This is a genomic window from Martelella sp. HB161492, from assembly GCF_013184775.1.
Lineage (GTDB): Bacteria > Pseudomonadota > Alphaproteobacteria > Rhizobiales > Rhizobiaceae > Martelella.
Map to the genome: position 1 here is coordinate 259,524 of NZ_JAATVV010000002.1, position 23,326 is coordinate 282,849.

General features: G+C 59.1%; 22 protein-coding genes, 4 tRNA genes and 1 pseudogene. 10 read left to right on the forward strand and 17 right to left on the reverse strand.

The genetic code is table 11. From position 1 onward, the window contains the following. Nucleotides 1-166: 166 nt before the first annotated feature. Complete coding sequence (locus tag HCK86_RS04060) at nt 167-1,516, forward strand: MFS transporter (protein WP_210259808.1); 1,350 nt, start codon at nt 167-169, stop codon at nt 1,514-1,516. Between the two features lie 55 nt (nt 1,517-1,571). After that, on the forward strand, nt 1,572-2,036 hold the full coding sequence (locus tag HCK86_RS04065) for a MarR family transcriptional regulator (RefSeq protein WP_176083201.1): 465 nt from the start codon (nt 1,572-1,574) through the stop codon (nt 2,034-2,036). Here the strand turns inward: HCK86_RS04065 and HCK86_RS24195 are convergent. The 8 genes and pseudogenes from HCK86_RS24195 to HCK86_RS04100 form a co-directional block, all read right to left on the reverse strand. Beyond that, nucleotides 1,991-2,290 (reverse strand): ATP-binding protein, encoded by a 300-nt coding sequence (locus HCK86_RS24195; RefSeq protein ID WP_176083202.1) that lies wholly within the window; start codon nt 2,288-2,290, stop codon nt 1,991-1,993. The two genes, HCK86_RS04065 and HCK86_RS24195, sit on opposite strands and share 46 nt — an antisense overlap. Nucleotides 2,291-2,307: 17 nt before the next feature. Then, a complete protein-coding gene (locus HCK86_RS04075; RefSeq protein ID WP_176083203.1) occupies nt 2,308-3,108 on the reverse strand; it encodes an ABC transporter ATP-binding protein in 801 nt (266 codons plus the stop codon). Further along, nucleotides 3,105-4,205: an iron ABC transporter permease gene (locus tag HCK86_RS04080; protein WP_348641037.1), complete on the reverse strand. Its 1,101-nt coding sequence runs from the start codon at nt 4,203-4,205 to the stop codon at nt 3,105-3,107. Before HCK86_RS04080 ends, HCK86_RS04075 begins: the two co-directional genes overlap by 4 nt. Nucleotides 4,206-4,263: 58 nt before the next feature. Then, nucleotides 4,264-5,298: an ABC transporter substrate-binding protein gene (locus HCK86_RS04085; RefSeq protein ID WP_210259809.1), complete on the reverse strand. Its 1,035-nt coding sequence runs from the start codon at nt 5,296-5,298 to the stop codon at nt 4,264-4,266. Between the two features lie 31 nt (nt 5,299-5,329). Further along, a complete protein-coding gene (locus tag HCK86_RS04090; RefSeq protein WP_348641038.1) occupies nt 5,330-6,082 on the reverse strand; it encodes a (2Fe-2S) ferredoxin domain-containing protein in 753 nt (250 codons plus the stop codon). 369 nt (nt 6,083-6,451) lie between these two features. Next, nucleotides 6,452-6,617: pseudogene (locus tag HCK86_RS24280) on the reverse strand (ATP-binding protein); the annotation flags it as partial. Nucleotides 6,618-6,849: 232 nt separating this feature from the next. Beyond that, entirely contained in the window at nt 6,850-8,865 is a 2,016-nt protein-coding gene (locus tag HCK86_RS04095) for a right-handed parallel beta-helix repeat-containing protein (RefSeq protein WP_176083204.1), read from the reverse strand. Between the two features lie 733 nt (nt 8,866-9,598). Then, on the reverse strand, nt 9,599-11,350 hold the full coding sequence (locus tag HCK86_RS04100; RefSeq protein ID WP_176083205.1) for a M23 family metallopeptidase: 1,752 nt from the start codon (nt 11,348-11,350) through the stop codon (nt 9,599-9,601). Nucleotides 11,351-11,701: 351 nt separating this feature from the next. On the opposite strand from HCK86_RS04100, the gene HCK86_RS04105 reads away from it, so the two are divergent. After that, on the forward strand, nt 11,702-11,905 hold the full coding sequence (locus HCK86_RS04105; RefSeq protein ID WP_176082968.1) for a hypothetical protein: 204 nt from the start codon (nt 11,702-11,704) through the stop codon (nt 11,903-11,905). 1 nt (nt 11,906) lies between these two features. Here the strand turns inward: HCK86_RS04105 and HCK86_RS04110 are convergent. From HCK86_RS04110 to HCK86_RS04120, 3 genes are all read right to left on the reverse strand, one after another. Then, a tRNA-Pro gene (locus HCK86_RS04110) sits at nt 11,907-11,983 on the reverse strand. Between the two features lie 76 nt (nt 11,984-12,059). Beyond that, on the reverse strand, nt 12,060-12,521 hold the full coding sequence (locus HCK86_RS04115; RefSeq protein WP_176083206.1) for a DUF192 domain-containing protein: 462 nt from the start codon (nt 12,519-12,521) through the stop codon (nt 12,060-12,062). 116 nt (nt 12,522-12,637) lie between these two features. Next, nucleotides 12,638-13,216 carry a cold-shock protein gene (locus HCK86_RS04120; protein ID WP_176083207.1) on the reverse strand — a complete coding sequence of 193 codons (579 nt, stop codon included), beginning with the start codon at nt 13,214-13,216 and terminating at the stop codon, nt 12,638-12,640. A 150-nt stretch (nt 13,217-13,366) separates the two neighbouring features. Between HCK86_RS04120 and HCK86_RS04125 the strand changes: the two genes are divergently transcribed. The 4 genes from HCK86_RS04125 (at nt 13,367) to HCK86_RS04140 (ending at nt 14,397) form a co-directional block, all read left to right on the forward strand. Then, entirely contained in the window at nt 13,367-13,807 is a 441-nt protein-coding gene (locus HCK86_RS04125) for a VOC family protein (RefSeq protein WP_176083208.1), read from the forward strand. 177 nt (nt 13,808-13,984) lie between these two features. Next, nucleotides 13,985-14,059: transfer RNA gene (locus tag HCK86_RS04130), tRNA-Glu, on the forward strand. Nucleotides 14,060-14,172: 113 nt separating this feature from the next. After that, nucleotides 14,173-14,247 (forward strand) — tRNA-Glu (locus HCK86_RS04135). 75 nt (nt 14,248-14,322) lie between these two features. Continuing rightward, a tRNA-Glu gene (locus HCK86_RS04140) sits at nt 14,323-14,397 on the forward strand. 140 nt (nt 14,398-14,537) lie between these two features. On the opposite strand, the gene recJ is transcribed toward HCK86_RS04140, so the two are convergent. The 6 genes from recJ to HCK86_RS04170 form a co-directional block, all read right to left on the reverse strand. Further along, nucleotides 14,538-16,352: a single-stranded-DNA-specific exonuclease RecJ gene (gene recJ, locus HCK86_RS04145; protein WP_348641039.1), complete on the reverse strand. Its 1,815-nt coding sequence runs from the start codon at nt 16,350-16,352 to the stop codon at nt 14,538-14,540. A 379-nt stretch (nt 16,353-16,731) separates the two neighbouring features. Further along, nucleotides 16,732-16,905, reverse strand: coding sequence for a hypothetical protein (locus tag HCK86_RS04150; protein WP_176083210.1), 174 nt, complete (start codon nt 16,903-16,905; stop codon nt 16,732-16,734). Nucleotides 16,906-17,105: 200 nt separating this feature from the next. Next, the gene (locus HCK86_RS04155) at nt 17,106-18,419 is read right to left on the reverse strand and encodes a homoserine dehydrogenase (protein ID WP_176083211.1); all 1,314 of its coding nucleotides are present in this window, start codon (nt 18,417-18,419) and stop codon (nt 17,106-17,108) included. A 56-nt stretch (nt 18,420-18,475) separates the two neighbouring features. Next, nucleotides 18,476-19,693: an LL-diaminopimelate aminotransferase gene (locus HCK86_RS04160; protein WP_176083212.1), complete on the reverse strand. Its 1,218-nt coding sequence runs from the start codon at nt 19,691-19,693 to the stop codon at nt 18,476-18,478. A gap of 202 nt (nt 19,694-19,895) precedes the next feature. Continuing rightward, nucleotides 19,896-20,108: a hypothetical protein gene (locus tag HCK86_RS04165; protein WP_176083213.1), complete on the reverse strand. Its 213-nt coding sequence runs from the start codon at nt 20,106-20,108 to the stop codon at nt 19,896-19,898. A gap of 93 nt (nt 20,109-20,201) precedes the next feature. Then, nucleotides 20,202-20,714 carry a DUF2202 domain-containing protein gene (locus HCK86_RS04170; RefSeq protein ID WP_176083214.1) on the reverse strand — a complete coding sequence of 171 codons (513 nt, stop codon included), beginning with the start codon at nt 20,712-20,714 and terminating at the stop codon, nt 20,202-20,204. A 133-nt stretch (nt 20,715-20,847) separates the two neighbouring features. Between HCK86_RS04170 and sfsA the strand changes: the two genes are divergently transcribed. From sfsA to radC, 3 genes are read left to right on the forward strand one after another with little or no spacing between them, the layout of a single operon-like run. Next, on the forward strand, nt 20,848-21,579 hold the full coding sequence (gene sfsA, locus HCK86_RS04175; RefSeq protein ID WP_176083215.1) for a DNA/RNA nuclease SfsA: 732 nt from the start codon (nt 20,848-20,850) through the stop codon (nt 21,577-21,579). Nucleotides 21,580-21,583: 4 nt separating this feature from the next. After that, nucleotides 21,584-22,417: a type I methionyl aminopeptidase gene (map, locus tag HCK86_RS04180; RefSeq protein ID WP_176083216.1), complete on the forward strand. Its 834-nt coding sequence runs from the start codon at nt 21,584-21,586 to the stop codon at nt 22,415-22,417. Between the two features lie 13 nt (nt 22,418-22,430). After that, nucleotides 22,431-23,258: a DNA repair protein RadC gene (radC, locus tag HCK86_RS04185; protein WP_176083217.1), complete on the forward strand. Its 828-nt coding sequence runs from the start codon at nt 22,431-22,433 to the stop codon at nt 23,256-23,258. The last annotated feature ends 68 nt before the right edge of the window (nt 23,259-23,326 follow it).

The following is a 23,326-nucleotide window of genomic DNA, read 5'->3' on the forward strand; positions in this document are numbered from 1 at the left end:
AGCGACGGCCCGCAAGGTCATCGAGCGAGACGTGCTGGAGTTGCAGTACCTCGACTGACCACGGCACACCAACACCAGGAAGCAACAGAGCGCACGAGCCTGCACATCTATGATCACGAACTCGCACCCAATAGCAGCGCACGGCCGGTTTCCGTTCAAGTTGCTCATGCCCCTGATGCTGGGGGCGATCCTCAATCCCATCAATTCTTCCATCATCGCGGTCGCACTCGTGCCCATCGGTGTGGCGTTCGGCGCACCCGCGGCCCAAACCGCCTGGCTCGTCTCGGCGCTCTATATGGCCACCGCGATTGGCCAACCGCTCGTCGGCCGGTTCGTCGACGTTTTCGGTCCCAAGCGCCTCTTCCTGCTGGGCGCCATCCTGACCGCTGTGGCGGGCATCCTTGGCACCGTGGCGCCCAATCTGTGGGTGCTCGTCCTCGCGCGTGTCATCCTCGGGCTTGGAACCTGCGCCGGCTATCCCGCAGCCATGTCGCTCATCCGCAAAGTGGCGGATCACGACCATCTCGACAGCCCTGCTGGCGTCCTGACCGCCCTGTCCGTCACCGTGCAGACGATCGCGGCCATCGGTCCGACCCTGGGCGGGCTCCTGATCGACCTTGGCGGCTGGCGCCTCACCATGGTCATCAACATTCCTCTCGGCGCGTTCGCGCTCGTGCTCGGCTGGATGGCGCTTCCATCCTATGGCGGCGGCACACGGCAAGAAGAACGCGACGCCCTTCGCGGCTTCGACTGGGCCGGTACCGCATTGTTCGCAGTCGCGCTAATGGGCCTGCTGCTGTTCCTCATGGCACCCGGCGCCTCTACCTTGTGGGGCCTGGCCGTGGCTGCAGCCGCCGGCGCTGCCTTCGCCTTCCGTGAACTCCGCACGAAGGCCCCTTTCATCGACCTGAGGCTCTTGCGCGGCAACCTGCCGCTGCTTGCGACATTTGCCCGCGCCCTTTCCGCTTCGACCTCGTCCTATGCCTTCATTTACGGCTTCAGCCAGTGGATGGAGGATGGTCGTGGCCTTTCCGCATCGAATGCCGGGCTTCTGCTGCTGCCGACCTTCGGCATCGGCATCCTCGTTTCCGCCCTGTGGGGACGAACGCCGCAGGTGCAGACTAAACTCATCGTTGGCGGGATCTTGCAGGTCGTCGTCAGCGTCATCTTGCTGTTGACCTCGCCCGGCTCGCCCATCTGGTTCCTTGCCGCCGCCACCGCCCTCTTGGGCATTCCGCAGGGGCTGCTGAGCCTGTGCAACCAGAATGCACTCTATCACCAGGCGCATCCCGCCAGCCTCGGCGCCTCTTCAGGCCTGTTGCGCACCTTTCAGTATTTCGGCGCGATCATCGCGTCGGCGGCAACCGGCATGGCTTTCGGGCAGCGCGCCGACTCTGCCGGCATGCATGAACTCGCATTGTTCATGATCGCCGTCTCGGCACTCGCCTTGCTCATCACCCTGACCGACCGCTCGCTGGCCCGGGTCGGCGCCCCGGCCAGTAGCGGAAATAGCTGAGCAATGCGTTGCGCCCCGATTGCCTTCGACAACATAGTTATGTAAAATAGGTAAAATGAAGGAAGAAGATTTGCATCGGCTGCTCGGGCAGTTGCGCGCCCTGCAACGCCGGCAGCGCCGTGAACGTCCTCCGGTCGAAGGGCTCTCGCAGTCTGCTGTGAGCGTGTTGGGTGTGGTGGCACGAAGCGAGAGCGCAATTCAGCCAACCCAGATCGGCCGTGAACTGGTCATGACCTCATCCAATGTGGCCAGTGCGCTCTCCGAGTTGACCAAGCGGGGCCTTGTGGAGCGGATGGCCGATAAGGTGGACACGCGCCGCGTCAACATCACGCTCACCCCAGCCGGGGAGCGACTGGTTGCCGAGGATCGCGCCGCGCGTGACGATTGGCTCACCCGCGCCATTCACGACCTGCTTACGGAAGAGGAGGAATCGGTGCTCATCGCCGGCGGCTCGATCCTCGAACGCCTCGCCAACTACCATCCGAATCCGTCTCTTGCGCGTACCAGGGGCGATAAGTGACAGTGGTGTCGCAAGTCCGTCAGCGGCTCGGCCTGAGCCAGCATTCGATCTATGCATGGAAAAAGCAGCGCGCCGCCTGAGGCGCCGATTGGCAGATATCCGGGTTCGTCGAGGATGACCAGCTCAAGGCGGACAAGGTTCTCGGCAACATGGCCCGCCCTGCCCTTGGCCTTTTCCCGCTCAAGCGCATCGACCAATGCGATCACGCCAAAGCCAGAAAGATCCCTGCAAGCCGGGCAGCATGCCACTTTCATTGGATAATTGTCCTAACTCAACAGTCGACCATACCACGTTCAGATTTCTCATGCGGCGCGAACACAGGCACATCCCGAAGAAGGGCGATGTCGACGTCGACGCCGTAGGTGCGGCGAATGGCCTCCGGGGTGAGCGTCTCCTGCCACCGACCTTCTGCTTCGACCCGCCCCTTGTCGATGAGCAGCAGACGATCGCAGAAACGCGCTGCCAGCGACAGGTCGTGGATGGCGATGATCGCAGTCACGCCGCGCTCACGGGCGATTTCGGCAACGACCCGCAATGTGAAGAGCTGATTGCCGATATCGAGCGCGCTTGTCGGTTCATCCAGAACCAGAAGGCCGGTTTCCTGGGCAAGGGCGCGTGCCAGCATGACCCGCTGGCGTTCGCCACCGCTGAGCTCTGACATCTGGCGGAAGGCGAAGTCTCCGAGGTTCAGTCGCTCCAGCATTTCCGAGACAATGGCAAGATCGGCCTTCTTCGGTTTTGCGCCCATATGCGGGGTACGCCCGAGCAGGCATGTTTCGAAAACGCTGACGGGAAAGGCGAGCTGGGCCGATTGCGGGACATAGGCAAGTTTGCGTGCACGCGCACGGCTCGAAAGACCACTCATATCGGCACCATTGAGGAGGATCCGACCGCTGGCACAGGCCGATAGCCCGAGGACAAGCCGGATAAGCGTCGATTTTCCGGCGCCATTCGGGCCGACCAGTCCCAGGATTTCACCTTTCTCGATATCTGCAGAGATATCGCTGAGAACCTTCCGGTCGCCGTGAAAGAACGAGACCTGCGCGAGGCTGAGATGCGGGGCAGCACTCATGCGAAATACTCCGAGCGGCGTGAAATGATCAGATGCAGAAAGGCAGGAACGCCGACAAAGGCGACGACGATGCCGACGGGAATGACGGTCGGGCTGAAGGCGAGCCGTCCGATCGTATCGGCCAGAAGCAGCAGGATGGCGCCGCAGACGGCCGAGAACGGGATGAGGTAGCGATGATCCGATCCGATCAGCAGCCGGGCAAGATGCGGTCCGATCAGCCCGACAAAACCGATCACGCCAGCAAAGCTGATGACCACGGCCGACATGACGACGGACAGCACGATCGCGATCCCGCGCAGCACCGGAACATTGATGCCGAAGGAGCGCGCCACATCATCACCCGCGCTTGTCAGGGCATTGAGTTTCCAGGCATGCAGCTGTGCGAACGGCAGCGCAATGACCAGAACCAGCGCGGAAATGCCCACCGCATTCCAGCCGACACCGTTAAAGCTGCCAAAGGTCCAGTGCACCACGCGGGCAAGCTGCTCCTGCGTCGCAATGAACTGAACGGCGGCCGTCATCGCGCTGAACAGATACATGAGGGCGATGCCGGTGAGGATCATGGTCTGGGAGCCCATATTGCGCAGCCATGCCATGGAAAAGACAGCAAGCGCGCAGCCAAGCGCGCAAAGAAAGGCCGTGATCGGTACGAAATAGAAACCGGCAGCCGTGAAACCGACACCGAACATGATCGCAATCGATGCGCCGAAGGCGGCAGCGGATGAAACGCCGATCGTGTAGGGACTGACGAGCGGATTGCGGGTGATTGCCTGCATCAGCACACCCGCAACCGAAAGTGCGGCACCGGCAATCATCGCCATCACCACGCGGGGCAGCCGGAGAAACAGGATGACGCGCGCCTGCTGCGGATCGACGTCAGTCATGACATGACCGAAAGAGAGTTTGGAGAGAAGAATGCTCACGAGCGCACCGAGGCCCGTGTCGGCAATGCCGAGCACCGCCACGGTTCCGGCAATGAGCAGCAGAATGGCAATGCCGGCGATGATCATCACGCTTCGCCGGCGCGTGGCGCTCACATAACGGTCTGCGAGATTGCTGTCGCCAAAGGCTTCGGCAAGTCCTGTCTCGGCACTCACGGGGATATCCTCTTCGTCTTGAAAGACCGCTCCGGCGGCGGCCGGAGCGGCAACGGGCTCAGGGCGTAGGCTGCTGATAGGTCATGCCAGCCTGAAACGGCAGCCCCTGAAAGTCCTCGATCCATTGCTTCATGGCGGCTTCGGGATCGATATCTTCAAAACGTGCGGGATAAAGCCATTTGGCGATCTGCAGCGCGCCGGTAATCTTCGAGGAACCGCCGGCCAGATAGTAGTTGATCAGATGCAGCTGACTGTTCCGATAGGCTGGCGTGCCCTGAATGTCCTGTCGCTCGACAAGCCCGTCCCAGGCCGTTTCAAATTTCTCGACGGGAATGGTCTGATAGGCGCCCGGCTGAAGCTTGATCACGACATCGGGCTTGCGGGCAATGATTTCCTCCGGGTCAATGGTGAAGCTGTTCTCATTGCCGCGCGAGGATGGTTCCTTGCTGATGTCGATATCGCCGAAGATATTGACCCCGCCGCCGGCTTCGATCATGTCGTGCCAGCCGGAGCCGGGCGTGACAGTCACATAATTGCGGACTTCTTCGAAATAGACGCGCTTGGGTTCGACGCCCTCCAGCCGCTTGTGGAGAAGATCCATATAGCCGGTGTAATAGGCAACCAGATCTGCCGCGCGCTGTTCCTTGCCGAAGAGCTTACCGAACGTCGTGACATTGTCGACATGCTCCAGCGTGTCCCAGGCCGTGACCACCATGACCGGAATACCGAACGGTGCCAGCTGGCGGGCGGCCTCTTCATAGACACCGTTGCGCGGCATGATGACCACGTCCGGATCGAGCGCGACAATAGCCTCGTAATTCGGATCGGACTGCCCCTGCCCGACAATGTCGCTGTCATTGAATTGCGGCCAGTATGCCTTGTCGCGCATGGTGCTCGCATCGACGCCGACGACCTGATCGATCGCGCCGATCGCGCGGGCGAATTCGACGGCGTAGCGATTGAAGATCACCGCACGCTTGATCGGAAGCTGCAACTCCACGGTCCGGCCGGCGTCATCGACGAAAGTCTCCGCGCTTGCTGCCGTCGCTGACAGGAGAACAATCACCCCTGCCAAGATTTTCATGATCTTCATGAATTCCCTTTCCTTTAACCAAAACAGAATGTTAGTCGGATTGTCGCAGCCTCTGCTTTCGCCCGTTCGGACGATAGGCGAAGTCTTCGACAATGCGCCCCTCAAGCACATGTTCATCGATGATCCGATCGATAGCGGCCTCGGTGACGCCGCCGTAATAGGTTCCGTCGGGATAGACCTGCAGCACCGGCGCAAGATTGCAGGGGCCGAGGCATGTGGTCCTGGCGCTCATCATGCCGTCGCCCGTGTCCTTCAGCTTGCGGCAGTGCTGATGGTTGCGCAGGTGCCCCCAGAGCACATCAGCGCCGGCCGCATTGCAGGCTCCGCCCTCGCAGACCAGCACACGGTATTTCTGGGCAGGCACGATGGAGCCTTCCGGTGGTGCCGACTGAGGTCGTGCAGCAATCGGATCTGAAGGCTGCTTCAGCAGCGCACCGAGTATCGATGCAATCTCCGGGCTGGAACCGATTGCCGGCGCAATGCTCACAGCTGGCCAAGGTCGATCGCTCTCGCTCTGCCATCGTGCAACCGAACGCCGGATCCAGGCCGGAAAGCTTGGCTCCAGCGGCAGCAACACCGGCAGGATGCGGATTTCGTCGGGCGCTTGCTGAAGGAGCGTCTCGAGTGCCTCCTTCAGCGAAGGCTGCCCCTGCTCGGAAAAGGCCCATAAGGCCTGCCCGACGCCTTCGAAACCGCGAACCTGCTCCGCAAGCGCCCGCATCTCCGAATGTGGTGCCTGAGCGAAGGCAGCCTTCGCCAGAAGCAGGACTGCAACTTTCGGCACGAACGCCTTTTGAGCGTTCAAACTTCCTCCATTCGCGCAGCCAGCGTCTGCTTTTTCTGACACGCAACCCATATTCATCACGTCCTCATCGGTGGAATAGGTGTCGTGTATGAAATGTGACTAAACCCGTCAACAAAAAGTTATGGTATAACATTACAAAACCACATCAGTTGCGCCCTATAGGCACACGCATCCGTCCCACAATGGTCAATCGTCATTTCTGAAGTTCCGTCCAGCGAAGCGGAGCTCCGCACAGCTTGTGTCAGCGGCGGCGTAAAGATCGGCCACTCGTGACGCCGGCATGCGATCGCCGGAAGGGCGTAGTCCGAGCGGGGGTTGTAAGCCGGCTTGGCGATATTACGGTTGGCTTCAGCGGGGCTTTTTTTTGGCGCGGCTTTGGCCGAGACGGTAGCTGTCGCCGTTCACTTCGAGAATGTTGACATGGTGGGTAATGCGGTTCAGCCGGGCACCGGTCGTAGCGCTGGGAGCTCAGCTCGTACAGCGTTCCCGTGCCGGTCTGCGAAGCCGGACCGATATTGGACGGCATCAGACGTTCTACAACAGCCGCCGTCCGCATTCATCGCTTGACCGCGAGCATCGGATCAGGTCCCCGCCAACACGTTGCCCGGAATATCGTCGGCGGCATAAACGCGGTCGGAAACCGTTTAGGAACGACCAGAGGCCTGTTCAAACAATCCGAGCCACGTCAGTGATCGAGACAGGCGAACGTGTCCGGTGCTTCAAATGCCCCGGACACGTTCTGGTCGTCAGTTCAGCTGGATCTCCGGTAGCTTGGCATCTGCCTCAATGCCGGAATTTTCCATGACCTTGCGTGCTTCCGGTGGCCAGTTGCCGTCCGTCACAAGGTGATCGTCCAGAATCAGATTATTCTGATATGGGGTCCACTGACCGCTGTAGATTTCGGCACTGTGCCAGTTGCCCACGGCCCGGTTGTCGGTGGTGATGCGTTGCGGAAAGGCTACATCGATCGTATTGGCGTTCAGCCACCAACGCGTGTCACTGTCGACGACATTGTTGCGCACGGTGATGTAGCGAGACCCTTCATCGAGATAGAGACCGATACGCGCCGGAATATTGTAGACGTAGTTCTCGGCGATCATGCTGTTCGGGCTGGCTGACAGATTGTAAATCGCTCCGCCATCCTGATAATGCTTCTTGACGTCATGGATACGGTTATAGGCAACCACGACATCGCGGAGCGTTGTTGGTGTTGTATAACTTAGATTCTCGGGGAAATCGTAATAGCCGCGCTGAAGTGTCCTGTAGGTGGGATTACCACCTGGATCATTCAGTCCCCAGCCCCAGCCGGTGTCGATCCCGTCATAGGGGGCATCGCTGATGTCATTGTGCAGGATGAGGGCGCGATCAATGTAGGTTACGAGGACTGCTCCATTGTCCATGTAATCCTGGCTGACCTTGTGAATGCGATTGTTTTCGATCAGCAAAGCACGGTTAGCCTGAGCCGGAATGGCCGGATGGTGTGCCTCCCGCTGAATGCCGCCGGCCATAATCGCCCCTCCAGCGAGGTCGGTGAACACATTTTCACTGACTTCGATATTGGCAGTACCGAGCCCGATACCGCTTTCCGTAGCGTCGTCATTATTGCCGATACCAAGAGCGATCTGACCGAGATGGGCAAAAATATCTCTGTCGAAACTGACCCGCTCGGCGGCTGAAACCTGGACAGCTGCTGGCATCTGCGACCATTCGTTTCGCCGTGTCTCAAAGCCACGGCACCCCCAGCCGCAGGTCTTGATTGCTCCGTCGGGGCGTGCGTCCAGCGGCCCGGCCAGAAATGAGCCGCTCTGCTGGTTGGCGTAGCCTTCCGCGGAGGATGGGCCAAGCCAGCTTGTATAAGAGAATTGCAGGCCCTCGAAACGCAGATCTCGCACCGGATTGTCATAGGTGCCTGAGATCGATATCAGGTGATCGATCTGCGGTAGCACGACATCGGCGGTACTCATGTCTGTTCCATCCGCCGGCTTGTAATAGAGTTTGCCTGCTGCTCTATCGAGGTACCATTCATTCGGCTCGTCGAGCAAAGCCAATGCGTTTCTCAGATAGAGTCGCGCATGGCTGTCTTCCAGCGGAACAGCAAGCGTATCGTAACCCCAGTTGTTGTTGCCCCAGGCGGGCTGGGCCATGATGAAGAGGTTGTTCTGGACGTCCTGAACCGGCGAGAAGCGATCGGTAAAATAGCCGGTCCCTTCAATTTCAAGCCCTGATTTACCTTGTATTTCAGTTAATTGCGGAAGTGCGCTCTTCTCGATCGTTATGCCTGTTTCAGAAAAAACGATCTGGTCACGCGGGAGTTCGGTTTCGGCCATCTGGGCCATCTGACCGTTGACCCATAGCTGTCTGCTGTTGCGACCAGCCGGTGCGGGCGCTTCCCAGATGCCGTTCCCGACGGCGCTTGGTTTCCAGCCGTCGATGGTCATGCCTCCGGAAATGATCGGATGGTCTCCCTCCTTTGCCTTCCATGTCACCAAATAGCCGTGCCCGCCATCTGCCGGACGAAACTGTAGCGGCTGATCGAGCAGATAGGTGCCGCCGGCGAGAATGACCTCGATATCTTGAGTGGATTGTTCCGCTGCCGGGGCTCTCGCACGTACTAGCTCCTGAGCCTTTTGGAGCGTGCGAACCGGTGCGGCCTCTGTTCCGGCGCTGCTGTCGTCTCCGACAGCGGATACGAAGATTCTGTAAGGGCCATCCTGCGCGGCGACGACTGCCGGCAGTGTGAACGGAATGAGAGCGATTAACATGGCAACACTTCGATGAAGTGCCGACTGTCGCCGGACGAATGCCTTTGCCAGTGATGGGCGGCGGGGGAACGTTGAATAATGCATGCGAATTGTTAGTCCTCCATTGTCTTGTCCCGGAAGACCGGCGGGCAACAGCAATCAAGCCACAGCCAACGGGGCGTCTGCTGCGTTCCTCCATGCTTTTGCATGTCTATCCGGGATGTTTTGCCAGACCTGCGTTTGGTGAGATTTTGATCCTTCCTCATCGTGCCGCATGTCCGGTCGTTGCCGATATGTCGGTCATCAAGGTGGAGCCTCTCGGAGAAAGCTTTCCGGCCGAACGCTTCACCTGTTTCGCTGGCTGCTCCTCCATTACAGCGCCAGTTTTTTAAATATAATACATAATATGTATTATGAATAGAGCAATCATTATTCTTTTTGGTTTCTGTGGCAGTGAGCCGGTCGCAATAGGGATTCTTGCAGGTGCCTGGACCGCCTCCATTTGGCTTCCTCAGGTCGCATATCGTCGTGGGCCTGGGACGCAATGAATGCAGCCGGGGTCCAAACGCCGCAGAGCAGCATCCCTGCAGTAAGGCGTGCTATTGCCAGTTGTCATCTCCCGTAAACTGGAGCGCATCGGATTTGCCGGAGACCTCGACTCGTGAGACGTAAGCTCGACGAATAAATATCTGCCAGAAGCCCGCAACCGGGCTGTTCAGATATTCGAAAGCCGAAAGCCACTGATCTCAACCGTTCAGTTTTGCCGCGCCCCGTCATCATTGCTGTCAAAGGCAAGAGCGGAGGAAGCGATTGCGGCTATGGGCGATGACGGCAGGTCCGGCGGTGCGCAGGCAGGCACCGCCCTGCTCACATCGGCAGCGGTCAGCACATCGTCGCAGAGATCGGGGCGACGGAAGCGGTCGAGAATCTCGGCATCGCGCGAGACCGTTTTGTCGAAGGCAAGCCGTGCATCGTCATGAAGGATCGTTCCCGCATGCAGATGCTGCTTGCTGGGATCAACATAGTGCCCGTCGACCTTCAGCTCGTAATAGAGATGTGGTCCGGTGGAATAGCCGGTCGAACCGACATAGGCGATCACATCCCCCTGATGCACACGGTCGCCGACCTTAAGCGACGGCGCCGCCTCAGAGAGATGCGCATAGGTCGTTTCATAGCCCTGGTCATGGCGGATACGGACATATTTCCCATACCCCACCTCGCGGGAAATACGCTCGACAGTGCCATCACCGCCGGCAAGAATAGGTGAGCCCATGGGCGCGGGAAAATCATTTCCCTCGTGAAATTTGCGGACATGCAGCACGGGATGCATGCGCCAGCCGAAGCCATCACCCTTGCGACCGGCGGGAACCGGCTTTTTCGTCAGGAACACGGTGGCCGACTGGCCTCCCTCATCGAAATAATCATCCGTTCTCTCGGCAGCATGACGAAAATGGAAAAAACGGTGGGTAGCCCCGTCGAGCGTTGCCGCCGCATAGACGAGTTCCGCTGCGCCGTCGTTGCCGGCAAGGCTTCGATAAAGCAGATCAATACGATCGCCGGCCTTGCCCTTGCCGTCGAAGGCGATGCCGTTTTCTGAAGCAAGTTCAAAAAATGCACTGGCGACATTATCCGGTAGGCCGGTGTCCGCGACGCTTTTTCCGATCCCGTCCTTCAGACTGCCGCTCTCGGGTTCGGCCATCACGACGGAGCTCACGCCATCCGGTGGCGCCGAGAGCCGGGCCGAGCGCCTGAACATGGCGAGCAGCCCCGGATCGGCGCTCGCTACGAATTCACCGTCGTCGGTCCGGACCATGCTCCAGATCGGCGCCCCGTCGTGACTGCGTCGCGCCAGCAGGAGATCGCCATTCGCCGGATCAACGAAGAGTTCAAGCGTATCGCCCGGCAGCAGTTGCCAGTTCTCAAGCGCGCTGGAGAGATTAAGGAGATCACCGGGTGTCACCCCCGCCTTGCGGAGATAGGACATCAGCGAAGCGGGTTGCTGGGGAAAGGAATCGATCTCGCGCACCGCTGCGGCGGGTGGCGACGGATAGGCACGGATGGCGTTAACCGGCCGGTCGGAAAGCACATTAGGCGCCTTGGCATGACGGAGAAAGAGATTTGCGAGAAATTCTCCGCTGCCTTTCTGCGCGCCATCGCCTGGCAAAAGCAACGGAAGCGAGCGCCGAAAGGGCGTTCCGGAACCCGAAGGATCGAGGTCGATCTCGACGAGTCGATAGTCGTAAAGCGCTGTCCGGCCATCCGACGATTGCAGGGCGATGTTGACCGCACCCGGCCAGGTCGCTCCATCCGGCGGCGGCGGCAACCGGTTGCCACGCATCGCCGCAAGCTCCGCTGTATCCACACCGCGGCTGACCGCTTTGCCACCGCTCCTGAACCGGGTGTGGATTGCGCCGAGCATGCCACCAACCATGATCACCGACAAACCGGCAAACAACACCGTCGCCACCACGATCCTCAGATGCCGGTCTGCTCTCAATCGCCGCATTTCCGTCCTTCCGACCGCATGCCTGAAACTGGCCTTGGATGTGGAACAGAAATGCGGCGAGAAATTGCGGAAACAGCATCAAAATGAAACGTTATAACAATTCGTAATCTTGCAGAGGCATATTGTTGATTGCCACGGAGAAATGACCCAGCATGGCCTGATGAATAGCCCCGCGAATTGTAGACGCCTTGCTGCCTAACAATGAGGTAAGCAGGCGACCATGAGCACATCGAGTTTCAGTGACGAATCGAACCGCGCCGGGTTTGCCGGAGACCGTCTGGTTTAGGTCATGCGGCCAACGCTGGTGCGTCCAGCGTGGCATAGTATCGTTCTTCGGCCTCTGCGGGCGGAATGCTTCTGATCGGCTCCAGAACCACGGATTGGTATGAAAAATTCGATCCTGACTATCTCGAAGAACCGATGCGCGCCACAGAACTGATCGTGGAGAGGCTACAAAGCCACACGCACAAAAGGCTCCGCGCACCCGCGATGCACTCGCGCGAAAAGCGCTTGCCAGCAACAGAAATCGAAAAAACCGTAATTTCAAAAGGATAAATGGTCGGAGTGGAGAGATTCGAACTCCCGACCCTCTGGTCCCAAACCAGATGCGCTACCAGACTGCGCTACACTCCGCCAAAGACGTGGCCCGGATACACTGAACGAACGATGATCGCAACAGGAAAAATGATCCAAGCCAATTGAGGCCCGTTCATTTGCCGCCGATATCGGGCCCGCTGACCGTGTCGCCAGCGGCGACGCCATAGGCGTGGGCATCGCCACCAGGCAGTTCCAGCACATAGGCGACCGGCCCGCCCGATGAAATGATCCGTTCGGAATAGGGTTCAGCCCCGGCATAGATGGACGCGACCGCCCCATCCTTGTCGATGAAGAGCATGTCGAGCGGTATGCGCGTATTGGCCATCCACATCGAAACCAGCTGGGTATCACCGAAAACGAACAGCATGCCATAATCGGCGTCCAGCGTGTCGCGATACATCAGCCCGCGTTCGCGCTGCTTCGCGGTCCTGGCAACCTCGATCTTCAGATCGTGGTCACCACTGGCGGTGTGCAGCACCAGGGTCGATTGTTTGAAGCTCACAGGCTCCTGCGCCGATGCGACGGCCCAGAACGGCAGAAATGCAATCAGCGAGACCGCAAGAAAACGCAACATCCGGCAACCTTTCAGGCAAAAGATGAAGACAGGCGATCGGAAAAAATCGCTTCAGGTGAAGAGAGAACGGGTGATCGGTCAGATCAGCGCGAAACCGGAACCACCATCATCAGACGTTAATGCGCACGCCCTCTGCCCGTCGGATCGTCGGGATGGATCTCGGCAGCCATCAAACCTTTCGCACCGTCGCCGAAACGCACCAGCACACTCTGTCCCTGGCGAAGCTCGGTAATGCCAAAGCGGCGCAGCGTTTCCATGTGGATAAAGATATCTTCCGTGCCCTCACCGCGCGTCAGAAAGCCGAAGCCCTTCTCGCGGTTAAACCACTTGACGATAACGCGCTCAAGCCCGCTGGTCGCCTCCACCTGGACATGGGTCTTTACAGGCGGAAGCTGCGATGGGTGCACAGCGGTTGACTGATCCATCGACAGAATGCGGAAGGCCTGAAAACCGCGCTCGCGACGGTGAATCAGCGCGACCACACGGGTCCCTTCAAGAATGGTCTGATAGCCATCGCGCCTGAGGCAGGTGATATGAAGAAGCACGTCTCCCCTGCCATTGTCTGGGACGATAAAGCCGAAGCCCTTGCCGACATCGAACCATTTGACGACGCCTGTGATCTCAACCAGATCAGTCGGCTCGAAAGCTTCTTCGCAGGCTTCAAAGCCTTTATCTGATGAAGACCGCTCGGCCATTCTTGCCCCGCTCCTTGAAAAAGATCACGATGAGGTTAGCTGATTCCCTTTGCTAGGAAAACATCTAGCACCCGGCATCGTTGATGCAAGACTGCATCGCATCGCGACATCAACACCGTTCAACGCAGCAGACCACAACTGGAAGACCCTATGCAATATCTCCACACCATGGTCCGAATCACGGATATCGACGCTTCGCTTCACTTCTATTGCGAACTTCTCGGACTGAAGGAAGTCCGCCGTATCGAAAATGAAAAGGGCCGCTATACGCTGATCTTTCTTGCGGCACCTGCCGATATGGAGGCTGCAGAAGGTGACCGCGTGCCCAAGATCGAACTTACCTATAACTGGGATCCGGAAGACTATAGCGGCGGCCGTAATTTCGGCCATCTCGCCTTCGGCACGCAGGATATCTATGCGCTGTGCCAGAAACTCTCCGACAATGGCGTCATCATCAACCGGCCACCGCGTGACGGCCACATGGCCTTTGTCCGTTCACCGGACGGAATCTCCATCGAGCTGATCCAGAAAGGCGGCGATATGGAGCCGAAAGAGCCCTGGATTTCGATGGGCAACACCGGAAGCTGGTAAAACATCGGCACAAGCGCGCGGTACCGTCTGGCGTCGCGCGCCATTTTCTTTTTCAAATCAACCGATTACGTCGGGCTGAAAGTTTTTCTTCACACTTGTCATTTTTTTGAAGAAAGTGGCTTTTTGCGCTTGCAGCACTGCGCAGGCCTGATTATAAGGGCGCCCAGCGAGACGCACGCGCCCTTCGTCTATCGGTTAGGACGCCAGATTTTCATTCTGGAAAGAGGGGTTCGACTCCCCTAGGGCGTGCCATTTCGACTGGTATTTCGGTACCGGGAAAAATGGCTTGAAGGATTTCCTTCAAAGTGAAGTTTTCGCTTGCTGGACGGCTTAAGGTTCACTATAAGCCGCCCTGCACAAGGCATGCGCCCTTCGTCTATCGGTTAGGACGCCAGATTTTCATTCTGGAAAGAGGGGTTCGACTCCCCTAGGGCGTGCCACTTGTCTCCTGACGCCAACCACCTCCCTCGATCATCGAGGCGGCTGACGCCACACCGCAGCGCGGATCCCGCGATGCGCCCTTCGTCTATCGGTTAGGACGCCAGATTCTCATTCTGGAAAGAGGGGTTCGATTCCCCTAGGGCGTACCAGCGCAGCAAATTTCAAAACAATATTTCGCGCTTTGCGCCTTTGTGAATCGGCTCGAAAATCGAAATCGATTTTCGAAAAGAACGTGCGTCGATTCAATAAGATTGGGCGTCCTGGCGCGTCCAAACGGGCGCACGGCGCTCTAGCGCGGCTCCGCCGCGTCCGTCACGCGCAACTGAACCCGGCGCGAGCCCTGCCAGTAATCGCCGGAAAATGAGCCAGCAACGTGAAGCCGCTGCCCCCGCGATGACAGGAGCAGTTGACCGAGCGGCTTTTCCGCAGCGCGAAAGGCAATGCCATCAAGATGACGGCCATCCAGCGATTCAAGTGTGATTTTCACATGGCCACCAGCGCCGATGACGCGGGCATCACGGAGCTTGTGGTCGGGAACGGCGAAGACAGGCTGCGGATGGCCGGCGCCGAAGGGGCCAGCCTGCTCCAGCCGGTCAACCAGTTCCAGCGTCGCCCCTGATGCGCTTACCGCGCCATCAAGCTTCAGCGTTGCATTGGAAGCCAGTTTGAGAACCTGATCATGGGCCTCGGCCTCGAAAAAGCCCCTGAGAGCCCCGAGCTTGGCCTTGTCGACCGTCAGCCCGGCCGCCATGGCATGGCCGCCGCCCTTGACCAGCAGGCCCGCCTCCACCGCCTTGCGCACCATCCTGCCGAGATCAAAGCCGGCAATGGAGCGCCCGGAGCCGGTTCCGCGGCCAAATGCGTCAAAGGCGATCGCAAAGGCCGGGCGCTGGAACCGGTCCTTGAGGCGCGACGCCAGAAGGCCAACCACACCCGGATGCCAGCCCTGCCGCGCGGTAATGATCACGCCGGCCCCCTCACCTGTGCCGAACTCGGCAATCGCTTCGGCTTCCGCCTCAGCCAGCATGGCCGCCTCGATCGCCTGGCGCTGGCGATTGAGATCATCGAGCTGTGCGGCTATCTGGCCCGCCTCATCCTCGGAACTGATGGTCAGAAGCCGGCTGCCGAGCGCCGCATCGCCGATCCGCCCGCCCGCATTGATTCGCGGCCCGACCAGAAAACCGAAATGATAGGGCGTTACCGGACCGCTCAGCCCGGCGACCCGGAACAGCGCGGCAAGGCCGGTATTGGAAAGGCTGCGCGCCACGATCAGGCCCTTGACCACATAGGCACGGTTCAGCCCTTTCAGCGGCACGACATCGCAAACCGTGGCGAGTGCGACCAGATCCAGCCAGGCGAGCAGGTCAAGCGTCTGCGCCCGCCGGTCGCCCGCCTGCCTGAGCGCACGCAATGTGGCAACCATGACCAGATAGACGACGCCAGCCGCACAGAGATGCCCCTGCCCTGAAAGATCATCATCGCGATTTGGATTGACGAGCGCGCGGCATTCGGGAAGCGCGGTACCAACCTGGTGGTGATCGATAACCACAACATCGACACCGAGCTCTGCCGCTCGCGCCAGAGAATCATGGCTCGTCGAGCCGCAATCAACCGTCACAATCAGCTGCGCGCCGCCCTCGATAAGCTTTTCGATGGCGGCCGGATTCGGTCCATAGCCTTCGAAAATACGGTCAGGGATGTAGATTTCCGCCTCGAGATCGAAATGCCGCAGAAACCGGTACAGCAGCGCCGATGAGCAGGCGCCATCCACGTCATAGTCACCGAAGATCGCCACCTTCTCATGCTTGCGTACGGCCGCCACCAGCCGCTCGACGGCCGCATCACAATCCGTCAGGGTCAATGGATCCGGCATCAGCTGGCGCAGCGTCGGATTGAGAAAATCCTTGGCTGCCTCGATCGCCACATCCCGTCCGGCAAGAACCCGGGCGATGAGCTCCGAAATACCCTGATGCTGTGCTATCGCCAATGCGCGGTTCTCGCCAGCGGCATCAAGACGCGCAACCCAGCGGAACCCGGCCGCCGATTGCTCGACACCCAGGAATGCCCGCTGTTTCTTCACGTTTCGGTCGCTGCTGTCCGTCACGATCGCTCCCCGCTTCCCGAATAGGGACATAAAGCGATGGTTTAGCGTCATTTCGCGGCAAAAGTAACCCGCTTTGCCGCAAGCAGCTAAATCAGCAGCAAGGCGATTGCGGTAAAAAACAACAGATTGCCGGCGATGGTCAGGATGATCGCCCAGTTCCTGTCAAGCAGACTTGCGGCGCCACATATCCGCCGGCAGCACGCCGATAGAAATCGCAATGTTAGCGCAACCATCGCATATATTCCGACCAATTTAGTCTGCTCCGCTCGACATCTGTGATACATTCACATTTGCTAACATTCCCATATCACAAGTCCGGCGACTTTCAAGCGAATAGTCAGCCAGGCAGCGCCAACTCGCTTCACGGTGCATAATCGCTTCATAGCCACCGGATAAATTCAATAATCGCGAAGATGAAAAACGCCGGGCTGCCGAGAAAGATCAGCAGCAGCGTCCAGTTCCGATCAAGAAACCCACGCCCCCCTGCCTGACGCCCTGTACGATTTCGCGTTTCGATCCTGATTATCGCGCCGAACGAGATAAAATCCCACATGACCATTCCTTACTGTCAACTATATTGACGCAAAGAATTAAACATGTTCCATGAACGCCATGTGAACAGCCTTTGCACCCCGGAAGGCTGCGCCTGGAACATCTGCTTATGGTCGGGCCAGATGGGCACTGCCCATCTGGCATGAGGGCCTGCGCCGGCCCCTTATCTGCCCGCTGGTGATGCAGGGCCTGGCTTTGCCGTCAGGGCTTCTCAATCCGGATGACCTGCGGCTGAGCCACCGTATAACCCTCACCCTCGATCGCGCTGACGGCCTGACGCACCGACTGTTCGGTCGTGGCATGGGTCACAAGGATGATTGTCTTGGTCGGCTGATCGAGATTGCCATTGGTCGAGTGCTGGACAATCGATTCGAGCGAGATCTGGTTCTCGGCCATCTGCCGCGCAATGGCGGCAATTACGCCGATGCGATCAACCACGCGGAGGCGGATGAAATAGCCGCCCTCATGGCTGCGCATCCGTGCACGCCGATAGGGTTCCAGCGACCGTGCCGGACGCCCAAGGGCAGGAACACGCTGTTCGCCGGGCCGGCTTTTGGCGATATCAGCGATATCGCCAAGCACGGCAGACGCCGTGGCATTACCGCCAGCGCCGGGGCCGACCATCAGCAGATCACCGAGAACATCTGATTCGAGTGCCACGGCATTGGTAACGCCATCCACCTGGGCAATGACCGTGTCATGCGGCACCATGGTCGGATGCACACGCTGCTCGATACCGCCTTCGGTGCGCTGGGCGACACCCAGAAGCTTGATGCGGTAACCAAGCTCGGACGCCGCCTGAATATCCTCGAGCGTGATATTGGAGATCCCCTCGAGATAGATATCATCGGCAGAGATCTGGCAGCCAAAGGCAAGTGACGTCAGGATCGCCAGCTTATGCGCGGTGTCATTGCCCTCGATATCGAAGGTCGGATCAGCCTCGGCATAACCGAGACGCTGCGCTTCCTTCAGGCAGGCATCGAAAGACAGGCCCTCGCGTTCCATCCGCGTCAGGATGTAATTGCAAGTGCCGTTCATGATGCCGTAAACGCGTGAAATATTGTTGCCGGTCAGCGATTCGCGAATGGCTTTGATCACCGGAATACCACCGGCAACGGCGGCTTCGAAGTTCAGAAGCACGCCCTTGTCTTCCGCCAGCGTTGCCAATTCGACCCCGCAATCGGCAAGCAGCGCCTTGTTGGCAGTCACCACATGCAGACCGCGTTCCAGCGCCGCCTCGACCGCTTCGCGGGCAATGCCGGACGCGCCGCCAACCAGTTCCACCAGCACGTCGATATCGGCAACACGTGCCATTTCAGCGGCACTGTCAAACCAGGTCATGCCGGAAAGATCGACACCGCGATCCTTTGTTCGGTCGCGAGCCGAGACAGCCACGACCTTGATCGGGCGTCCGCAGGCAACGGCAAGGCTGTTCTGCCGTTCATGGATAATACGCACAAGCGAGGCGCCGACGGTCCCCAGACCGGCGACGCCGATTTTCAAGGCATCTGCCATCAGTCAATCCTACTGGCCGAAATTTCATGGCGGCCGCTTATGCGACCGCCACTCTTTTAGCGATGTGCGCCGAGAGACACAATATTATGTGTGTCGCTATCGTTAGAAGCCAGGAAACGTTTCAGGTTGCGGGCCGCCTGACGGATGCGATGCTCGTTCTCCACAAGGGCGATGCGGACATAATCATCGCCCTGCTCGCCAAAGCCAACACCCGGCGCGACCGCAATATCGGCCTTTTCCACCAGAAGCTTAGAGAATTCGAGCGATCCGAGATGGGCAAAGGCCTCCGGGATCTTCGCCCAGGCAAACATCGTTGCCTCCGGTGCGGTGACATCCCAGCCAGCCTTGGAAAAACTGTCCAGCATGACATCGCGGCGATTCTTGTAGATCGAACGCACTTCGGCAATATCCGAGCCATCACCGTTGAGCGCCTGGGTCGCGGCCACCTGGATCGGCGTAAAGGCACCGTAATCGAGATAGGACTTCACCCGGGTGAGCGCCGAAATCAGCCGCTCATTGCCAACGGCAAAACCGATCCGCCAGCCCGGCATGGAGAAGGTCTTGGACATGGAGGTGAACTCCACCGCCACATCCTTTGCACCATTGACCTGCAGAACCGATGGCGGCGGCTCATTGCCGAAATAGATCTCTGCATAGGCAAGATCAGACAGCACGATGATCTCGTGCTTGCGGGCAAAGGCGATCACTTCCTTGTAGAAGTCGAGCGATGCAACATGGGCCGTCGGGTTCGACGGATAGTTGATGATCAGCGCCAGCGGCTTGGGGATCGAGTGGCGCACGGCGCGTTCCAGCGGCGGAAAGAAACTGTCATCCGGTTCCACCGACATGGAGCGGATCACGCCGCCCGCCATCAGAAAGCCGAAAGCATGGATCGGATAGGTCGGATTGGGACACAGAACCACATCGCCCGGCGCGGTGATCGCCTGCGCCATATTGGCAAAGCCTTCCTTCGAGCCGAGCGTCGCCACGACCTCGGTGTCGGGATTGAGCTTCACACCGAAACGGCGGGCGTAGTAATTCGCCTGGGCCTTGCGCAGGCCCGGAATGCCTTTCGAAGATGAATAGCGGTGGGTACGCGGATCGCGCACGACCTCGCAGAGCTTGTCGACGATCGACTGCGGAGTGGGTAGATCGGGATTGCCCATGCCAAGGTCGATGATGTCGGCCCCGGCGGCTCGCGCGCTCGCTTTCAAACGGTTAACCTGTTCGAAAACGTAGGGCGGCAAACGCCGAACCTTATGAAACTCTTCCATCGTCGTCCTCATGAGAGCTATGTTGCGATCCTTTTCGCAGGATCATCGAAAGCGGAGCATTCTGGCATGTCCTGACGCAAGAATTCTTCGCACTTGCGTCAATTTTGGGGCAAAAATCCAAAAATTCCGTTTCTCTTTACGCCTCACCGATGACAATGCGCAAGTTTTCTTTAGCAAAGCGGAAACTGACGGATGAAAGGCACTATTGCGCCTTGTCCCCGGCAAGCGCGCCGAGATCGCTCTGCATCTGGGTGATCTGCTCTTCAGTCAGCTGCGGAAGCGCGCCATTGGGCGTGTCACAGATATCCGGCTGATCGCATGGCGGTGTTGCGCAGGAGGCAAGCCCGAAAGGCATCACCAGAACAAGGGCCCAAACCGGGGCCATGGCCAGTTTACGCCACTTATCAGGCATCATGCTTGTCGCTCCTTGCAGATCCGGTGCGGAAACGGCAGCAAATCCGCTTCCGCGCCGGAGAGTGCCTTTTTTGGCAGCGTTAGGCAAGAACCCTTACCGCTGGGCGCAGCGTGAAAATGCCGGCAAATGCTTCGTCTCTGACGCGTCGCGCAGCGCAGTCAGCACCGTCGTGATATCAGGATAGCTGGCAACAGCTGGCAGAAGCTCATTGTCATAAAGGGCGGCATTGTCGATCTCGGCCTGGACGCCAATGGCACAGGCGGCCGCAAGGCTCGCCGGAACGGCCGAGACAATCTCTTCAGCACCGAGCTGTTCATTTGCAGGGACCGGAATGCCATAGGCTTCCATCAGCGCGGAAACCTCGGCGGAATGGGTGCGCTCAGCCTCAATGATATTGGTGAAGGGGCGGACGGGCCCATAGGCATCAATCACCGCCGCATAGAAGGCTTCAGCGTGATACTCATCGGCCAGTGCGCGATTGAGCGCGTCGGCCGCAGCCGGCGTCAGGGTTTCGGCTGAGGCCGTCACGGGCGCAGCGGTCAGGGCCGAAAGCGCCAGCAGGCCACAGCCAAGGGTTACGGACAGCGTCTTCGCAATCTGGTACATGGTCGTTTCCTCCAAAACCGGCCAGCAACATCGGCTGGATCATTTATATACTAATATTCGTATCTTCGAAAACAAGTTACATTTCCGTGATCTTGCACTTTTCGTCCCGTCGGGAAAAAGCTAAGGCTCAGACATGATCTTTGACCCGCCCCTGATCCCTGCCCGCCTGGTGCGACGCTACAAGCGCTTTCTGTTTGATGCCGTTCTTGAAGCGGATGGCAGCGCGATAACCGGTTCCTGTCCCAATACCGGCTCGATGGCCGGACTGACGGAGCCAGGGTCACGCATCTGGCTTTCGCGCGATGACGTGGCAAAGCGCAAATATCCCTTCCGTCTTGAACTGGTCGAGGCGGACGGCACCATTGTCGGCATCAATACCGGCATGCCGAACCGCCTTGCCGAGGAAGCCATCGCGGCCGGGCTCGTCTCGGACTTTGCGTCCTATCCGAGCCTGCGGCGCGAACAGAAATATGGCCTCAGAAGCCGGATTGACCTTTTGTTGAGTGATCCGGATCGCCCGGATCTTTACGTCGAGGTGAAGAATGTCCATTTCATCCGGCAGAAAGGTCTGGCCGAATTTCCCGACACGCCGACAGAGCGCGGCACCCGCCATCTCACTGAACTTTCGGCTATGGTGGCATCGGGAAAACGTGCAGCTATGCTGTATCTCATCCAGAGAGACGATTGCAGCATGTTCAAAATTGCAACCGACATGGACCCGGCCTATGCTCGGGCTTTCGCGGCCGCGCTTGACGCTGGCGTTGAGGCCTATGCCATTAAATGCCGCGTAAGACGTGACAGCATCACAGCGCATGATACAGTCGGGCTGGAATGGAATGCGGCGCCAAGCCGCGTGATTGGATAGTGAAATGGTGACTTATGTTGACGCGGCGACAGCGCCGCTGAGGAATGACGGCTCGATCCGGCTTTACAACGAGGAAGCATTTGCAGCGATGCGCGCGATCTGCGCCATCACATCGGCCTGCCTTGATGGCCTGGCAGATCTGGTAAAGCCCGGCGTATCAACGGCAGAAATCGATCGTTTCGTTCTGGAATTCGGCCTCGACCACGGCGTCGTGCCGGCCACGCTCAATTACCGTGGCTACAAATACTCCAGCTGCACATCCATCAACCATGTCGTCTGCCATGGCATGCCCAACGACAAGCCGCTGCGCGAAGGCGATATCGTCAATGTCGATGTCACCTACTACAAAGACGGCTGGCACGGCGATTCGAGCCGCATGTATCCGGTCGGCACGATCAAGCGCAATGCGGAACGGCTGCTCGAAGTCACATATGAATCGCTGCTGCGCGGTATTGCTGCGGTCAAACCCGGGGCACGGACCGGCGCAATCGGCGCGGCGATCCAGACCTATGCGGAGGCCGAACGCTGCTCGGTGGTCCGCGATTTCTGTGGCCACGGGGTCGGCAGACTGTTCCACGACACGCCCAACATCCTGCATTATGGCCATCCTGAAGACGGGCCGGTTCTGAAGGAAGGCATGATCTTCACCATCGAGCCGATGCTCAACCTCGGCAAGCCGCATGTGAAAGTTCTCAATGATGGCTGGACGGCGGTGACGCGGGACCGCTCGCTGACCGCCCAGTATGAGCATTGTGTCGGCGTCACTGCCGACGGCTGTGAAATATTCACCCTTTCCGCTGCAGGCCAGGACCGGCCGGGTCTGCCGCCGCTATCCTGAGGGATTGCCTTTGATGGTCAAACGGCCAGAGACACAGCATGGCGGAGCATTTTCGGAGCCCTCCTCGGTCGAACAGGAGGAGCAGGATGAGCGCCACTTTTTCGCCGAGCAGCCGGCCGAAAAACCGCATGCACAGCAAAGAGCGACGGCCGCCCTGCAGGCGGCTGCCGGAAGCCACTACCACGGCCACCGCGACCGGCTGCGCAACCGCTTCCGCGAACGCGGCGCCGATTCACTGGCCGATTACGAGATCCTGGAACTGATGCTGTTCCGTCTGATCCCGCGCCGCGACACCAAGCCGATCGCCAAGGCTCTTCTTGATCGGTTCGGCTCACTCGCCGGTGTTTTCGGCGCACCGGCAGAACTGCTTCAGGAGGTCAGCGGCATTGGCGAAGCGGTTGCCACCGACCTGAAGCTGATCTCGGCGCTCGCCCAGCGCTCGCTGAAGAGCACATTGAAGGAGCGGCCGATCCTCGCCTCCTGGTCATCGGTGATCGACTATTGCACGGCCGCCATGGCGCATGAGACCCGCGAGCAATTCCGCATCCTGTTTCTCGACAAGCGCAACAAGCTCATCGCCGACGAGATCCAGGGCATCGGCACGGTCGATCATACGCCGGTCTATCCGCGTGAGGTGGTCAAGCGCGCCCTCGACCTTTCGGCCACCGCCATCATCCTCGTCCACAACCACCCATCCGGCGACCCGACGCCCTCGCGCGCCGATATCGACATGACACAGACCATCATCAACAGTGCCAAGCCGCTCGGGATCACCGTTCACGACCACATCATCATCGGCAAGGATGGTCATGTCAGCTTTAGAGGACTGCGGCTGATCTAGAACCAGCCCTTGCGCCAGCCCGAACCTTTAATGAAACCGTTAGATTAGAGGAATATCTGTGCAATAAT

Coding starts and splice junctions, on each gene's coding strand:
- HCK86_RS04105 (WP_176082968.1), top strand. CDS start 11,702: ATGCTTCTGATCGGCTCCAGAACCACGGATTGGTATGAAAAATTCGAT.
- radC (WP_176083217.1), top strand. CDS start 22,431: ATGGTCAAACGGCCAGAGACACAGCATGGCGGAGCATTTTCGGAGCCC.
- HCK86_RS24195 (WP_176083202.1), bottom strand. CDS start 2,290: ATGAAAGTGGCATGCTGCCCGGCTTGCAGGGATCTTTCTGGCTTTGGC.
- HCK86_RS04170 (WP_176083214.1), bottom strand. CDS start 20,714: ATGTACCAGATTGCGAAGACGCTGTCCGTAACCCTTGGCTGTGGCCTG.
- HCK86_RS04075 (WP_176083203.1), bottom strand. CDS start 3,108: ATGAGTGCTGCCCCGCATCTCAGCCTCGCGCAGGTCTCGTTCTTTCAC.
- HCK86_RS04165 (WP_176083213.1), bottom strand. CDS start 20,108: ATGATGCCTGATAAGTGGCGTAAACTGGCCATGGCCCCGGTTTGGGCC.
- HCK86_RS04065 (WP_176083201.1), top strand. CDS start 1,572: ATGAAGGAAGAAGATTTGCATCGGCTGCTCGGGCAGTTGCGCGCCCTG.
- HCK86_RS04095 (WP_176083204.1), bottom strand. CDS start 8,865: ATGTTAATCGCTCTCATTCCGTTCACACTGCCGGCAGTCGTCGCCGCG.
- map (WP_176083216.1), top strand. CDS start 21,584: ATGGTGACTTATGTTGACGCGGCGACAGCGCCGCTGAGGAATGACGGC.
- HCK86_RS04160 (WP_176083212.1), bottom strand. CDS start 19,693: ATGGAAGAGTTTCATAAGGTTCGGCGTTTGCCGCCCTACGTTTTCGAA.
- HCK86_RS04120 (WP_176083207.1), bottom strand. CDS start 13,216: ATGGCCGAGCGGTCTTCATCAGATAAAGGCTTTGAAGCCTGCGAAGAA.
- HCK86_RS04085 (WP_210259809.1), bottom strand. CDS start 5,298: ATGAAGATCATGAAAATCTTGGCAGGGGTGATTGTTCTCCTGTCAGCG.
- HCK86_RS04060 (WP_210259808.1), top strand. CDS start 167: ATGCCCCTGATGCTGGGGGCGATCCTCAATCCCATCAATTCTTCCATC.
- HCK86_RS04125 (WP_176083208.1), top strand. CDS start 13,367: ATGCAATATCTCCACACCATGGTCCGAATCACGGATATCGACGCTTCG.
- HCK86_RS04100 (WP_176083205.1), bottom strand. CDS start 11,350: ATGCGGCGATTGAGAGCAGACCGGCATCTGAGGATCGTGGTGGCGACG.
- HCK86_RS04155 (WP_176083211.1), bottom strand. CDS start 18,419: ATGGCAGATGCCTTGAAAATCGGCGTCGCCGGTCTGGGGACCGTCGGC.
- HCK86_RS04115 (WP_176083206.1), bottom strand. CDS start 12,521: ATGTTGCGTTTTCTTGCGGTCTCGCTGATTGCATTTCTGCCGTTCTGG.
- HCK86_RS04150 (WP_176083210.1), bottom strand. CDS start 16,905: ATGTGGGATTTTATCTCGTTCGGCGCGATAATCAGGATCGAAACGCGA.
- sfsA (WP_176083215.1), top strand. CDS start 20,848: ATGATCTTTGACCCGCCCCTGATCCCTGCCCGCCTGGTGCGACGCTAC.